General features: G+C 38.7%; 10 protein-coding genes and 1 rRNA gene (1 of these 11 cut by a window edge). 2 read left to right on the top strand and 9 right to left on the bottom strand.

The genetic code is table 11. From position 1 onward, the window contains the following. The 6 genes from IGJ23_RS04580 to IGJ23_RS04555 form a co-directional block, all read right to left on the bottom strand. A 16S ribosomal RNA gene (locus IGJ23_RS04580) occupies positions 1 to 1,343 on the bottom strand; it reaches 217 nt to the left of the window's first position. Positions 1,344 to 2,008: 665 nt separating this feature from the next. Then, positions 2,009 to 3,508: a HAMP domain-containing sensor histidine kinase gene (locus IGJ23_RS04575; RefSeq protein WP_010719635.1), complete on the bottom strand. Its 1,500-nt coding sequence runs from the start codon at positions 3,506 to 3,508 to the stop codon at positions 2,009 to 2,011. Further along, a complete protein-coding gene (locus IGJ23_RS04570) occupies positions 3,505 to 4,191 on the bottom strand; it encodes a response regulator transcription factor (RefSeq protein ID WP_005875038.1) in 687 nt (228 codons plus the stop codon). Before IGJ23_RS04570 ends, IGJ23_RS04575 begins: the two co-directional genes overlap by 4 nt. A gap of 187 nt (positions 4,192 to 4,378) precedes the next feature. Continuing rightward, positions 4,379 to 5,800, bottom strand: a complete 1,422-nt coding sequence (gndA, locus tag IGJ23_RS04565; RefSeq protein WP_010738115.1) for an NADP-dependent phosphogluconate dehydrogenase — start codon at positions 5,798 to 5,800, stop codon at positions 4,379 to 4,381. Between the two features lie 209 nt (positions 5,801 to 6,009). Next, positions 6,010 to 6,189, bottom strand: coding sequence for a 50S ribosomal protein L32 (rpmF, locus tag IGJ23_RS04560; RefSeq protein WP_010719637.1), 180 nt, complete (start codon positions 6,187 to 6,189; stop codon positions 6,010 to 6,012). A 56-nt stretch (positions 6,190 to 6,245) separates the two neighbouring features. Next, positions 6,246 to 6,815 (bottom strand): YceD family protein, encoded by a 570-nt coding sequence (locus tag IGJ23_RS04555; RefSeq protein ID WP_010738116.1) that lies wholly within the window; start codon positions 6,813 to 6,815, stop codon positions 6,246 to 6,248. A gap of 505 nt (positions 6,816 to 7,320) precedes the next feature. Between IGJ23_RS04555 and IGJ23_RS04550 the strand changes: the two genes are divergently transcribed. Next, positions 7,321 to 8,223: a LysR family transcriptional regulator gene (locus IGJ23_RS04550; RefSeq protein ID WP_053765615.1), complete on the top strand. Its 903-nt coding sequence runs from the start codon at positions 7,321 to 7,323 to the stop codon at positions 8,221 to 8,223. A 255-nt stretch (positions 8,224 to 8,478) separates the two neighbouring features. Here IGJ23_RS04550 and pyk read toward each other — a convergent pair whose 3' ends face one another. The 3 genes from pyk to dnaE form a co-directional block, all read right to left on the bottom strand. Beyond that, positions 8,479 to 10,263 carry a pyruvate kinase gene (gene pyk, locus IGJ23_RS04545; protein WP_010719640.1) on the bottom strand — a complete coding sequence of 595 codons (1,785 nt, stop codon included), beginning with the start codon at positions 10,261 to 10,263 and terminating at the stop codon, positions 8,479 to 8,481. A 120-nt stretch (positions 10,264 to 10,383) separates the two neighbouring features. Then, positions 10,384 to 11,346 carry a 6-phosphofructokinase gene (pfkA, locus tag IGJ23_RS04540; RefSeq protein WP_010719641.1) on the bottom strand — a complete coding sequence of 321 codons (963 nt, stop codon included), beginning with the start codon at positions 11,344 to 11,346 and terminating at the stop codon, positions 10,384 to 10,386. A gap of 167 nt (positions 11,347 to 11,513) precedes the next feature. Next, positions 11,514 to 14,828: a DNA polymerase III subunit alpha gene (gene dnaE, locus IGJ23_RS04535; protein ID WP_207433211.1), complete on the bottom strand. Its 3,315-nt coding sequence runs from the start codon at positions 14,826 to 14,828 to the stop codon at positions 11,514 to 11,516. A gap of 224 nt (positions 14,829 to 15,052) precedes the next feature. Between dnaE and IGJ23_RS04530 the strand changes: the two genes are divergently transcribed. Further along, complete coding sequence (locus tag IGJ23_RS04530; RefSeq protein WP_010719643.1) at positions 15,053 to 15,241, top strand: YjzD family protein; 189 nt, start codon at positions 15,053 to 15,055, stop codon at positions 15,239 to 15,241. Positions 15,242 to 15,458: the final 217 nt, after the last annotated feature.

The following is a 15,458-nucleotide window of genomic DNA, read 5'->3' as shown; positions in this document are numbered from 1 at the left end:
GGCGAGTTGCAGCCTACAATCCGAACTGAGAGAAGCTTTAAGAGATTAGCTTAGCCTCGCGACTTTGCGACTCGTTGTACTTCCCATTGTAGCACGTGTGTAGCCCAGGTCATAAGGGGCATGATGATTTGACGTCATCCCCACCTTCCTCCGGTTTGTCACCGGCAGTCTTGCTAGAGTGCCCAACTAAATGATGGCAACTAACAATAAGGGTTGCGCTCGTTGCGGGACTTAACCCAACATCTCACGACACGAGCTGACGACAACCATGCACCACCTGTCACTTTGCCCCCGAAGGGGAAGCTCTATCTCTAGAGTGGTCAAAGGATGTCAAGACCTGGTAAGGTTCTTCGCGTTGCTTCGAATTAAACCACATGCTCCACCGCTTGTGCGGGCCCCCGTCAATTCCTTTGAGTTTCAACCTTGCGGTCGTACTCCCCAGGCGGAGTGCTTAATGCGTTAGCTGCAGCACTGAAGGGCGGAAACCCTCCAACACTTAGCACTCATCGTTTACGGCGTGGACTACCAGGGTATCTAATCCTGTTTGCTCCCCACGCTTTCGAGCCTCAGCGTCAGTTACAGACCAGAGAGCCGCCTTCGCCACTGGTGTTCCTCCATATATCTACGCATTTCACCGCTACACATGGAATTCCACTCTCCTCTTCTGCACTCAAGTCTCCCAGTTTCCAATGACCCTCCCCGGTTGAGCCGGGGGCTTTCACATCAGACTTAAGAAACCGCCTGCGCTCGCTTTACGCCCAATAAATCCGGACAACGCTTGCCACCTACGTATTACCGCGGCTGCTGGCACGTAGTTAGCCGTGGCTTTCTGGTTAGATACCGTCAAGGGATGAACAGTTACTCTCATCCTTGTTCTTCTCTAACAACAGAGTTTTACGATCCGAAAACCTTCTTCACTCACGCGGCGTTGCTCGGTCAGACTTTCGTCCATTGCCGAAGATTCCCTACTGCTGCCTCCCGTAGGAGTTTGGGCCGTGTCTCAGTCCCAATGTGGCCGATCACCCTCTCAGGTCGGCTATGCATCGTCGCCTTGGTGAGCCGTTACCTCACCAACTAGCTAATGCACCGCGGGTCCATCCATCAGCGACACCCGAAAGCGCCTTTCAAATCAAAACCATGCGGTTTCGATTGTTATACGGTATTAGCACCTGTTTCCAAGTGTTATCCCCTTCTGATGGGCAGGTTACCCACGTGTTACTCACCCGTTCGCCACTCCTCTTTTTCCGGTGGAGCAAGCTCCGGTGGAAAAAGAAGCGTTCGACTTGCATGTATTAGGCACGCCGCCAGCGTTCGTCCTGAGCCAGGATCAAACTCTCATAAAAAGTTCGAACAACCTTACGATTGTTAAGCTCAATTGTTTGCTAGCATATTGCTTGCTTGTTAAAAATGTTTGTTGTCTTGAATCAATCAAGACGCCCTACACATTTGGTTTGTCTTTGCTTTGTTCAGTTTTCAAAGGTCTACATTTTTCTTTCAACAACTCTTATATCTTAACATTTTCTTAAGGTTTTGTCAACAACTTTTTTCAAGTTTTTTTGACTGAGTTGTTTACCGTGTTCTTAACGACTTGATTATCATATCATTTAAATTGTTATTTGTCAACAACTTTTTTCATTGATATTTCAATCTTTTCGTCACTTCTTAATCAAGCGACTTCGTTATTATAACATGGTGATTTTTCATCGTCAATATGTTTTTTCAACAAATTTTAAAGTGAAATTCATCACGCTTTATCAGAACAAATAATAATATATCAAGGACTGTCGAAAAATGCAATAGAAAAAAACATATTTTTCACTATAATTTTTAAAAGCGAATATTCCTCTCGATAATTAGTATTTTGACGTTTTTTTATAGTTTTTTCAGCGCGTTTAACACCAATTCAGATACAAAAGTTCGGTTCCGCGTATTTACGTTTTTTATAAATTCGAGCACTTCCCTATATTGTTTGTTTTTTGAATAAAAAAACAAGTAAAGTTAACCCCCTTTACTTGTTTTCTTCTTTTACAATCGGAATAAAGATCCTAAAAATGGTACCCTGCCCAACGACACTTTCTGCATTGATTCTCCCTTTATAATTTTCAACCAATTGCTTAGCGATGGATAAGCCTAACCCATTACCACCTTTTGTTCGTGCTCTGGCTTTGTCGACACGATAAAAGCGATTGAAAATCTTATTAAGGTCTTCTTGTGGTATGCCTTCTCCAAAGTCTTGAATCGCAATTTCAAATTCGCTCAATGTAGAAGAAATCGAAATATGCACTTCTTTTCGATTGGTTGAATACTTCACTGCATTATCCAAAATAATAATGATTAGCTGTTCAAAGTGGTTACGATAAATTTGCAGAGTCACTTCTTTTGCTAAATCGTCATCTAAAGTAATGACATAATCTGGATATAGTATTTTGAAGTTATTGTAAACCTGGTAAGTGACTTCTTTCGCTAATGTCGTTTCATTCGCATAATGCATATCCACTTGTTCTGCTCTGGAAAGATCAAGCATTTCCTGAACCAAACTCTTCATTCGGCTAATTTCCTGCATGCTTGCAGCTAGTGATTCTTCTAAGATTTCAGGATCATCTTTCCCCCAACGATTCAATAAACTCAAGTGTCCCTCAATGATTGCTACTGGAGTTCTTAATTCATGAGAAACGTCTTCCACAAATTGTTCTTGCTGTTCAATATAAAGACGCATGCGATCAAGCATCTCATTGAAGATTTCAGCAAGATCAGCTAGTTCATCATTCGTATCGATTTCCGGCATATGAATATCTGATTGTGGGTCTTTACGAATCGTATCCATCGTGTCTCGTAAGACCTTTAATGGTTTTAAGAAATAAGAGGATAAGAAAAACCCGAGTATACTACTTAAAATCAAGGAAACAACTTCTAATACGATGAGTGTCAATAATAACTTGTTCCGAATATCATAAAAAGATGAAAGTTCATAAAAACTTTGAGCATAACCAATCTTTTCTCTCGTTTCTTTAGAATAGATCGGCTGGACAGAAAGAAAACCAGTTTTGCCATCTAACGTGACGATCGTTGGCACTTTTCTAGTTGTTTGGATCAATGAACGATCTTTTTCATGCGTTTTAAAAATTAATTTTTCATCTAAGTTATAGACATATAGATCCATTGAAGATTGTCCTAATTCGGAAATGAACGAATCGATTTTCATCAAATTCCCTTCAATGATTGATGTGTCACTGATGCTCGTATTATTTTCTGCATTTGTTAAGTTGCGGTAGGTGTTGACTAATGTCAGCTCTTCATTTGCATTGGCTAATCGTGAAGCGACTTCTGAGATCGTTCGTTCGTCATTGTTTCGCTCTTTTGCCACGATTAGATTGATTGAAGACTTATACGTAATGACCGCAAAAATGGTAAAAACAACGAATATAAAGAAAGAACTTGCAAAGGCCCACTTGATTGTCAAGGAGGGACCTTTAAGTTCTCTTTTTTCAGAATTTTTCGGTTTTATCACGAGCGCATCACATAGCCTGTTCCACGGACAGTTTGGATATAACTTTCTTCTCCTGGAACATCAATTTTATTACGAAGATAACGAATATAGACATCCACAACATTCGTTTCGACTTCTGTTTCGTATCCCCATACTTTGTTTAGTAAAACATCACGGGCTAATACAACATTTACATTTTCCATCAAAGTAAGTAACAATTCATATTCACGTTTTGTTAACTCAATGACTTCACTGCCACGTCGTACGACACGATTTTCTTTTTCGATCGTTAGGTCACGATAGGTGATCGTTGTTTGTTTCGCTACATTTTTGTCTCCTTCAATGTCGATACGACGTAATAAGGCACGTAAACGAGCTAATAATTCTTCAATCGCAAAAGGTTTAACGATATAGTCATCTGCACCATGATCTAATCCTGAGACACGATCGATTACTGAGTCTCTAGCAGTCATCATAATGATTGGTGTATTTTTTACTTGACGGACACGACGGCATACTTCTAGTCCATTTAATTCTGGTAACATCAAGTCTAATAAAATAGCATCCCATTCATTGTTTAACGCTGCATCTAATCCTGTACGGCCATTGTAATGTACTTCTGCATTGTAGCCTTCATGCTTTAATTCTAACTCGACAAAACGAGCTAAGTTTTTCTCATCTTCAATGATTAGAATATTACTCATCAATTTTTTTCCTTTCTATTCTACGGGCTTTTCAAAACTCTATTATTATACCGATAATCTACTTAAAAATCTATAACCATTTTATCATGGATAACAATTTTTAAAAAGAGCTGAAGTCTTCTCTTTTCAGTTGACTCCAGCTCTCATGTCATCTTTTATTTTTCTTCATCTTCAAGAAGCGAAAAGATTACTCTTCATGATACCATGAATAATGGAAGATTCCTTCTTTATCTACCCGTTCATAGGTGTGCGCACCAAAATAATCACGTTGCGCTTGGATAATATTTGCCGGTAAGCGTTCTGCTCTATAAGAATCGAAATAAGCAATCGCAGAAGAAAAAGTTGGTACTGGAACGCCTGCTTGGACAGCTAGTGCGACTACATCTCTTACTGCTTGTTGGTATTTATTGGTGATGTCGACAAAATAATCATCTAATAAAAGATTTTCGATATCAGAATCCTTGTCATACGCATCAGTGATTTTTTGTAAGAAACGAGCACGAATGATACACCCAGCGCGCCAGATCTTAGCAATTTCACCAAATGGCAGATCCCAACCATATTCTTTAGAAGCAACACGTAATTGAGCAAAACCTTGTGCATAACTCATAATTTTGCTGAAGTACAATGCTTCACGGATTTTTTCGATTAACTCTTTTTTATCTCCAGTAAATGAAAACTCATTCGTGCGGGTTAGCACTTTGCTTGCTCGGACACGTTCGTCTTTGTACGCTGAAATGTAGCGGGCAAAAACTGATTCTGTGATCAATGGTAAAGGAACACCTAGGTCTAACGCACTTTGGCTCGTCCATTTTCCTGTTCCTTTGTTACCAGCAGCGTCCATGATGACGTCAACGATTGGTTTACCAGTTCCTTCATCATCTTTTCTTGTTAGAATATCTGCAGTGATCTCAATCAAGTAACTATCTAACTCACCTTGATTCCATTCTTTAAAGATGTCAGCCATCTCTTCAACTGATAAGCCTAAAATGTTTTTCATCAAGTCATAAGATTCTGCAATCAATTGCATATCGCCATATTCGATGCCGTTATGAACCATTTTGACATAATGACCAGCACCATTAGGACCGATGTAAGTCACACAAGGGGCCCCGTCTTCTGCTTTAGCAGAGATTTGCTCTAAGATTGGTGCAACCAATTCATAGGCTTCTTTTTGCCCTCCAGGCATGATTGAAGGTCCTTTTAAGGCTCCTTCTTCCCCACCTGATACACCTGTGCCGATAAAGTTGATACCAGAGTTAGCTAGTTCTTCATTCCGACGAATCGTGTCTTTGAAGAAAGTATTTCCTCCATCGATTAAAATATCTCCTTTATCTAAATGCGGAAGTAATTCTTGGATGGTTGCATCCGTTGCCGGACCAGCCTTTACCATTAGAAGGATTCGACGTGGTTTTTCGATCGAATCGACAAATTCTTCGATTGAATAAGTTGCTTTAAATTTTTTGTCTGGGTGTTCTTCCACCACAGCAGTTGTCTTTGATCCAGTACGGTTAAAGAGGGCAACTGAATACCCACGACTTTCAATATTAAGGGCTAAGTTTTTACCCATTACGGCCATACCGACAACGCCGATTTGTTGTTTTGACATATGAACTCCTCCTACATATGGGATGTTCTCCCTAATCTCTATCATTATAGCTTAACATGGCGCTATTGCAAACCAAAGAAGCATATATTTTTATGACGTTGTTTCAATATTAATGGACGAGCTAGGAAAGTTTTAAAGTATCACAAAAAAATAAACCTCAAGGCTCCATGGTTAGCCTTGAGGTTTTTACATTTTCTAATTAAAATGTATTAAGCTTCTTTAGACATTACGTCCTTACCATCGTAGTAACCACAATTTGCACATACGTGATGGCTTTTTTTCATTTCACCACAGTTTGCACATTCGTTTAACCCTTTGATTGTCAATTTGTAGTGTGTACGACGTTTTGCTTTTTTAGCTTTTGATGTTCTTCTAGCTGGTACTGCCATTTTGCTACACCTCCTTGTAAAGTCTTGCACCTTAATTGATGCAATATATTCCAATCTTACGCTTTATCATCTTCATTTGATGGTTCATCAAAAAGTTCCGATAATTTTGCAAGACGAGGATCTACTTTTGTCTTGGCATCTTCTGATTTTCTACGCTCATATTCTTCTTCGGAAACGACTTCCCAATCTGTTCCTTTCGGTAGGTCAGTTGCGAGTTCTTCTTCCTCAGTTAATACGCGCATCGGAATTGCCAATAAAATGTTGTCTTCAATTGATTCTGTCAGGTCAAGTTTTGCATCTTCGATTAACAAAATCTCTTCTGCAGACAATTGGTCATCTCTGAGTTGATATTGTTCTTTTGTCATAAACAATTCGTCAACGGTAAAGTCCATCGGTAATTCAACCGGTTCTAAAGAACGCGTAGATGGAACAGTCAGAGTCGTCTGCACAGTGTAATGAACCAGATAGCCTTTTTTATCAACTGAGACTAACCCTTGGACTGCAACAGGCGCAACATCTAGTATTAAATTGTCTCGCTCCATGAGTTCCGCTTTAAGATCAAGGGTCTCATGAAATGTTAACGGTGTCTCTTGGTATTTTCTCAATTCGAGTAAGGACCATTTCATTTTTCATCACTCCTAAGCAACAAAAGCAATTATACAGGGCAAAAAGGTCCTTGTCAATGAAATTTTCTTGACACCTTACACTTCATTAAAAAACATTTTTTTTATTTATTCGTTATGTTGTCTTATTTTTATTTACGAACAAATTTCCATGGCAACTCGCAACAAATAGAGAAGCCATTTTTTTAACTGAACTTTTTCTCTATTACGTGAAAGACTCTCTGTAAATTTTGACTTTTTCTCCTTATTGTTTCGTAAACTATATGTTTACCCCAAAAATTAACTGATGATTTTTAGAATAACATTCGATCATTCCTACAGAAGAACGATTTTTACTAACCAAGAATGATAACTAACGGTATAAAAACAGCAGTTTTGATCGTTTATCCGGCTAAATTCTTCTACAAGTTGTTCTGTGGCGTACATACTTGATGGTTTCTATTTGCTCAAGTATTCAAGATGAACTACAATAAACAATATTTATAAGAAAAAGGAGCAGACGCTTGTTATGAACACACGAGATATCGAATATTATGTTCAAATCGTCAAGCAAAAGAATTTTACCAAGGTAGCCAAGTACTTTCAAGTTAGTCAACCGACGATCACTTATGCACTTAAGCGCCTGGAAAAAGAACTTGACGCAGTTCTTATCACGAGAGATCGTTCACATCACGAATTAGTGATTACCCCTGCTGGCAAACAGTTATTTATCCATGCACAATCTATCTTGCAAGAGATCAAGATGGCAAAAGCAGAGATTACGCAATTACAGAAAAAGAAATTACGATTTGGAATGCCACCAATCATTGGCAATGAATATTTTCCGAAATTATCCAGTTATTTTATTAAATCTCAGCTAATGGACCAAATTGAGATTACAGATGGTGGCTCTAGAGATTTGTATGGCATGATCCACCAAGGAAGAATCGATTTAGCGATCCTAGGCTCCACCCAACCAATTATCGATCAAAAATTAGAGATCGAATTACTTTTAGACAAGCGTTTCATGATTGTTGTTGCTCCTACTCATCCTTTCGCTGACCGACAAACGATTTCTTTTAGCGACCTAACAGCTGAACAATTCGTTTTATTGAACGAGCATTACGTTCATCCTGCAGCTTTTAAAAAGTTAGCTAAACAGGCACATATTGAACCTAAAGTTGTTTACCAAAGCAATGACTTAGCCATATTGAAAAGCATGATTCGAGAAAATATTGGGATTGGTTTTTTAACTGAAATTGCTATTCACCCTGAAGATCATCTCGTATCGATCCCACTTTCCGATCAGCTCCAGCCGCACTTTCTGATTTCACTCGCTAAGCGTACTCAGCAAATCCCGACTCCTTTACAAGAAAATGTGGTTGAGGTCATCCAACAATTTATGAAAACTCAAAAGAAGAACAAATCTTAATTGAATGGCTATTAATAGAAATGAATAATAATTAACACTTTTGAATAAACAATAAATAATGGTTGTACGGTAGTCTGCTCGTTCCCCTCTAATTGACACTTTAAGAACATCAGAAAAATTTCGTTTTAAATCCGTAGACTAAACACTACGACGATCATTCTGCCACAACGAATGTTATCTCATGATTTCTCTAAAAATCAACAAAAAAAGGATAAGACCTAGGTCTTATCCTTTTTTGATGATCAGCGAAGCCAATTAGATTGCTGTTGTTTCGCCACGGTATACAATACCACGACGTGAGTCTACAGTTACTAACTCGCCATCAGTGATTGTTGAAGTTGCATCTTGTGCACCAACGATTACAGGAATGTCTTGTGCAATTCCTACAACTGCTGCGTGTGAAGTCAATCCGCCTTCTTCAACGATAACTGCTGCTGCTTTTTCAATTGCAGGCATATATTCTTTATCAGTTGTTGGAACAACTAAAACCATGCCGTCTTTTGCTTTTTTGATTGCTTCTTCAGCTGATGAAGCAACAACTGCATTTGCAACGACTGATTTTTGACCAACGCCTTGAGCTTCTAATAATTTTGAACCAATCATTTGAATTTTCATTACGTTAGTTGTTCCACGTTCACCAACTGGTACACCAGCAGTGATCAAGATCAAATCGCCTTCTGAAGCAAAGCCTAAGTCAACTGCTTTTTGAGCAGCTAATTCAAACATTTCGTCAGTTGTTGTTGGTTTTTCAGCAACTGTTGGGTAAACACCCCAGTTAAGCATCAAACCACGTTTTGTACGTTCGTCAAAAGTAACAGCCAAGATGTCAGCATCTGGACGGTATTTTGAGATCATTTTAGCTGTATAACCAGATTCAGTTGCAGCTACGATTGTTTTAACGCCTAAGTTTTTAGCAGCGCGTGCTACAGATAGACCGATTGTTTCAGTCACATCAGTTTTATCAAATTCGTTTAATTGGAAAGTACCTAATTCTGATAATGCATTTTCAGCTTGTTGGTCAATACGAGCCATTGTTGCAACAGCTTCTACAGGGTAGTCACCGTTTGCTGATTCTCCTGATAACATTGTTGCATCAGTTCCGTCAAATACGGCATTGGCAACGTCAGAAGCTTCTGCACGTGTTGGACGTGGGTTTTCTTGCATTGATTCCAACATTTGTGTTGCTGTGATTACTGGGATACCAGCTGCATTACATTTTTTGATAATACGTTTTTGAACCATTGGAACTAATTCGGCAGGAATTTCAACACCCATGTCACCACGAGCGATCATTACACCATCAGAAACTTTGATGATTTCGTCGATGTTGTCGATTCCTTCTTGTGATTCAATTTTAGGGAAGATTTGAACGTGTGTCATATCTTTTTCTTCTAAAATTTCACGAATATCTAAAACGTCTTGCGCTTTACGTACAAAACTTGCAGCGATAAAGTCGATATCGTTATCTAGACCAAAACGAATATCATCTGCATCTTTAGGAGTAATCCCTGGTAAGCTGATTGAAACGCCTGGTGCATTAACCCCTTTACGAGATCCTAGCATTCCAGCATTTTTCACTTCTACAACTAATTCACGAGTTGCTTCGTCTTTTTCAATGATTTCCATATCGATCAAGCCATCATCGAATAAAATGTGTCCACCTACATGAACGTCTTCAAATAGTCCAGGGTAAGTAACAGCGATTTTTTCTTTTGAACCTACATGTTCAGGATCCATTGAGATACGAGTTTTATCTCCTACTTCAAATTTGATGTATCCTGCACGACCAAAATCAGCTTCAGTTGTGCCTTGAACAGTTGTACGAATTTCAGCACCTTTTGTATCTAAAAGGATACCTACATCTTTACCTGTTTTTTTAACTGCTTCACGGACCATTGTCATACGTGATAATTGTTCTTCATGATCACCATGTGAAAAGTTAAAGCGGAAGACATTTGCCCCAGATTCAATCAATTTAGAAATAGTTTCTACTGAATTACTTGCTGGTCCTAATGTACTAACGATTTTGGTTTTTTTCATTTTACAAAACTCTCCCATTCAATTTTGTTTATTTAAAGCTGGTTAAAGCCTAAATACAAAGATAACAAGCTATACCTATTTTTAACTATAGCTTAAATTTCAAATAACAGGCTTTCAATCTTAGAATGAAAGTGAGTTATTTAAGTCATAAAGTGATAAGTCTGGTTTGTGTTTGTTGCTTTCTAGTGTTTCGATGATATCTGCAGCGACCATTTCATTGTCGCGGATACCCACACATAGACCACCTTTACCTGCACGAAGCAAGTCAACAGCATAAGCACCAAATTTGCTTGCTAACACACGGTCACGTGCGCTAGGTGAGCCACCACGTACTACGTGTCCTAAAATGGATACACGTGTATGGTAATCACCATATTCAGAAAGTTTTTCGGCAAATTCATTTCCGCCCATTACGCCTTCTGCTAAGATGATCAAGCAATGTTTTTTACCACGATCGCGGCCTTCTTGGATTTTTTTAGCCACAGATGCCATATCAAAATCATGTTCAGGAATGATAATTTCATCTGCGCCACCGGCAACACCTGACCATAATGCGATATCGCCAGCGTTACGTCCCATTACTTCAATAACAAACGTACGAACGTGTGAAGTTGCTGTATCACGAATACGGTCGATTGATTCTAAAACTGTGTTGATTGCTGTATCAAAACCGATTGTGAAATCAGTTCCTGGAATATCGTTGTCAATCGTTCCTGGAACACCAACAGCTGGAAATCCACGTCTTGTCAATGCCATTGCTCCATGGTAAGAGCCATCTCCACCGATAACAACTAAACCTTCGATACCGAATTTTTTCAATTGTTCGATCCCTTTTAATTGACCTTCTTCAGTCGCAAATTCAGGGTAACGTGCAGAGTACAAGAATGTCCCACCACGTTGGATTTTATCACCCACATCTGCAACATCTAGACGACGAATATCTCCTGCAACTAATCCAGCAAATCCATAGTTGATTCCATATACTTCGAGCCCTTCATAAATCCCTTTACGAACAACGGCACGAATAGCAGCATTCATTCCAGGTGCGTCTCCGCCACTGGTCAAAATTCCAATGCGTTTCATAATAATCATTCACCTCATTAAAATACTTTATCCTAAGCAATGCTTAGGTTAATAACCTTCTTTGCGTTAACCACGACTAACATTCTAACATTATTTTTAGCAATTGTCTTGATTTACTGATAAAAAAATGAAAAAAAATGAAAGCAAATAGTATATTTTACCGTAAGTTATTTGAAAACAACATTTTCTGGTTGGAGCAAGTAAGCTAATTGACTCTTCAAGCTCTTACTTCCATCGACCCAATAAGCTTCTGCCAGCACTACTTTCCGTTGATTCTTTTCATGATACATCACGACTGGAATGTACCCAGAATGTTTCTGAAAAATAGTTTGCAATTGTTTCATCGTTTGCGGATCATCAAATTCTTCTTTGATTCGTAAGTAGCAAGTCTGATCTTGATATTGTTCTTCTAATTCTACAGGATCAGCAAAATTTTCGCCAATCAATTGCAACTCTTGGTTGTATTTACTCGTTTCTGTTCGTCCTTGAACAAAGATCACTTTATTCAACTCAAACAATGAACGAAATTGTCGATAGGATTTGGGGAATACAGTGATCGTGATTTCTCCACTGATATCTGTTCCTTCAACAAAAGCCATCAACTCCCCTTTTTTAGTTCTGATTTCACGGATATTTTTAATCATCACTAATACACTGACTGTTTGTTTCGGAATAACTTCAGTAATTAACCGGATTTTTTTAGCTAATTTCAAGCGTTCATAGCCTTCTGTTGGGTGCCCTGAAAGATAAACGCCTAAATATTCCTCTTCTAATTGCAGCTTTTCTTCTAAAGAATAGTCAGCCACTTCTTCTTCTTTTAAAGCCATGATCCCTAGGAGATCTAAGCTTCCACCACTATAAATGATGTTTTGTATTTTTCCTTCTAAATCGAGCATCAATTGTTTTCGGTTTGGTGCCAATTCATCAAACACACCTACTGCTACTAATGACTGGATCAACTCTAATTTTAGCCAGCGTTTATCTAAACGAATCAAGAATTGATCCACTGATTGATAAGCGCCATTTTCTTTTCGATCTTTTAAGATATCCTCAATGAAGTCTTTTCGGACACCTTTGATCGCAGTTAGACCAAAACGAATCTCTTCTGGATTAATCAGCTCAAAGCCATAATAGCTCTGATTAATGGAAGGTGCTGCTAGTTTTAATTTTTTCTTTCTTGCCTCAGCGATGTATTCTTTTAATTTGGTCGTATTGTGTCGAACCGAATTTAGTAAACTAACAAAAAATGCGCCTGGATGGTGGGCTTTGAGGTACGCCATTTGAAACCCAACAAATGAATACGCAAACGCATGCGAGCGATTGAAACCATAATTGGCAAAACGTTCGATATAGTCATAGACTTCGACCGCTTTTTCTTTCGAATAGCCCTGACTTACTGCCCCACTGACAAAGTGTTCCCGCTCTTTGTCAATCACTTCTTTTTTCTTTTTACTGATTGCTCGACGCAAAATATCCGATTGGCCCAAAGAAAAACCAGCCATCTTTGCAGCGATTTGCATAATCTGTTCCTGATACACGATGACACCATATGTGTTTTTTAAAATAGGCATTAAGGAATCATCAGGATAATGGATCGTTTCTTTTCCTTTTTTGCGTGAAATAAACGTATCGATATTTTGCATTGGTCCTGGACGATATAACGCATTGACCGCCGCAATATCTTCAATTGTTTCTGGTCCTAATCGGCGTAAAACATTGCGAATACCTGCCGATTCAAATTGGAAAACCCCTGTAGTGTCTCCTTGCTGAAAGAGAAAAAGTGTCTTAGGATCATTTAAAGGAATTTGTTTCAATTGAATTTCTTTCTTTTCTACTTTTTTAATAGCTTTCAATGCGTAATCAATGATCGAAAGATTTCGCAATCCTAAAAAATCCATTTTGAGTAGTCCGATTGCTTCCACGTCATTCATCGTATATTGAGTTAAAAATGCTTCATCTGATCCTTTTTGTAATGGAACCAGATCTAATAGATTCTTATCACTGATCACAACACCCGCTGCGTGAGTCGAGACATGTCGAGGCAATCCTTCTAAAATCGAAGCTGTTTTAAATAGTAATTGATTTTTTTCACTTAACTGAACTAACTCCACTAAGGGTTTCGATGTCCGATATGCTTCGGGTAAGGTAATTTTCAACTGATTAGGGATCGCCTTTGACCATCGATTGGCTTCGCTTTGTGATAAACCAAAGACACGAGCCACGTCCCTTAACACCATCTTAGCCGCCATCGTCCCAAACGTTGCAATTTGCGCCATATGGTATTGTCCATATTTTTCTCTCACATAATTCAAGACTTCTTCTCTACGATTATCAGGGATATCCAAATCGATATCTGGCATCGTATAACGTTCTGGGTTTAAGAAACGCTCAAAAAGCAAATCATATTGCAACGGATCGACATCGGTGATCTCCAAGATATATGCAACTAATGAACCAGCCGCTGATCCTCGTCCAGCGCCAGTCACGATTTTTTCTCGATGAGCAAACGCCATGACGTCCCACACGATCAAGAAATAATCATCAAAGCCCATTTGATGGATAATCGACAACTCATATGCTAGACGCTCTTGATATTCAGGAGTGATTTCTTCGACTCGCTCTGCTAATTTTGCGTGGCACAATTCATCAAGGTACTGACCAGCACTTTTTTGATCTGGTACTGGGTAATGAGGCAGCAGCTTTTGATGAAATTGAAATTCAAAGGAAACCGATTGAACTAAACGTTGCGCACCCTCTAGCGCATCAACCAACTGTGCTTCATTAAACCGTTGGATCATTTCATTTTCAGCAAGTAAAAAACCTGTTTTCGTTTCTATCTTTTGTTGGTTGATTGCTTCCATAGAAAGTTGGCTCCCAGCTCGAAGATGTTTCATCGTCTCAAGCGCAAACAGTTCTTCTTGTCTTAAGCTGGCAATAGGTTGTAATGCACATAAGGAATAATTGTTTTCTGCTAGGAACGTTACCCAACCACTTGGTAGTTCTGAGAAACTTTCAGTGATTCCAACATAAAAATCTTGTCGACCTACTTTTTCTTTGAGTGCTTGCCAATGGACAGTAAAGGTCTCCGTTTGATTAAATTCAGCTACCACAGAATGTTTTGGAGGAACGACGAAAATCAAATGATCTGATTCCGTAAATTCTGATAAGGCGAGACTTTCTTGAATCATTTTTTTACTCGACAGCTTCATCAATTGCTGGTAGCCAACGCCATCTTTAGCATATACCAATAAATCAAAAGCTTGGGACTCATAAGTATAAGTAAGGAGCATGCCGACAATTGGCTTTATTCCTTCTTTGATACATGTTTGATAAAACTCAGGTATCCCATACAGTACATCTTGATCAGTTATTCCTAGGACTGTATAACCTAGTGCTTTTGCCTTTTGGACATAATCTTGGATCCTGATCGTGCTTTGCAACAGCGAATAGGAGGTTTTTGTATATAATTGTGGGAAAAACATGATCATTCCACCTTTTGTATAGTTAGACAATTAATCAATGCATTCATTTATCTACTATGAATATAGGATAAACGACAACGCATTTGTAATCATTCTCTTTGATTTGCATTTTTATTATTTTATCACATGGACTGGTTAAATCATAAAACTTGTTTTTTTACAACTAGCTTTCTTTACATTCAGCAAAATTCTGGTAAACTAAGCTTAGAAAAGAGGTGTTCTTTATGCGATATATCGTCACATTATTTTGGTCATTTGTCTTAGGTCAAGTCGTAGGTTACATTGGTGGGGCTCTTACAAGCGGTGGCTATGATTTTACTTTAACAACGATTATTTCATTGGTTGCAGGCGTTGTTGTCATTTTACTTGGTGCATTGGCAACTCCTAGAAAAGAAGCCTCATCACATTCATAAAAGCCAAATGAGGGTGGGACGCAGTCTCATCCTTTTTATGTATTTTGATAAAATCATTTCGCTTTCCATTAACTTTTTGGAGTGGAAAAGTTAAGCCTGGGACAAAAGGTCGTCCCGGGCTCTTTATCATGCACAAAAATGAATAATTGTTGTTCCTTGAAATAAGCCTGAATTTCTCAAAACATGAGCGGTTATTTCAACAAATTCTTCCCTAGTG

It is taken from the genome of Enterococcus sp. DIV1682a (assembly GCF_051711005.1).
Taxonomy (GTDB): Bacteria; Bacillota; Bacilli; order Lactobacillales; family Enterococcaceae; genus Enterococcus_B; species Enterococcus_B hirae.
The sequence above is the reverse complement of the archived record's forward strand: the minus strand, read 5'-3'. Positions and strand labels throughout refer to the sequence as shown.

Bases quoted from the DNA above. Each gene is read 5' to 3' on its own strand.
- IGJ23_RS04570 (WP_005875038.1), bottom strand. From the start codon at position 4,191: ATGAGTAATATTCTAATCATTGAAGATGAGAAAAACTTAGCTCGTTTT.
- gndA (WP_010738115.1), bottom strand. From the start codon at position 5,800: ATGTCAAAACAACAAATCGGCGTTGTCGGTATGGCCGTAATGGGTAAA.
- rpmF (WP_010719637.1), bottom strand. From the start codon at position 6,189: ATGGCAGTACCAGCTAGAAGAACATCAAAAGCTAAAAAAGCAAAACGT.
- IGJ23_RS04555 (WP_010738116.1), bottom strand. From the start codon at position 6,815: ATGAAATGGTCCTTACTCGAATTGAGAAAATACCAAGAGACACCGTTA.
- IGJ23_RS04550 (WP_053765615.1), top strand. From the start codon at position 7,321: ATGAACACACGAGATATCGAATATTATGTTCAAATCGTCAAGCAAAAG.
- pyk (WP_010719640.1), bottom strand. From the start codon at position 10,263: ATGAAAAAAACCAAAATCGTTAGTACATTAGGACCAGCAAGTAATTCA.
- pfkA (WP_010719641.1), bottom strand. From the start codon at position 11,346: ATGAAACGCATTGGAATTTTGACCAGTGGCGGAGACGCACCTGGAATG.
- dnaE (WP_207433211.1), bottom strand. From the start codon at position 14,828: ATGTTTTTCCCACAATTATATACAAAAACCTCCTATTCGCTGTTGCAA.
- IGJ23_RS04530 (WP_010719643.1), top strand. From the start codon at position 15,053: ATGCGATATATCGTCACATTATTTTGGTCATTTGTCTTAGGTCAAGTC.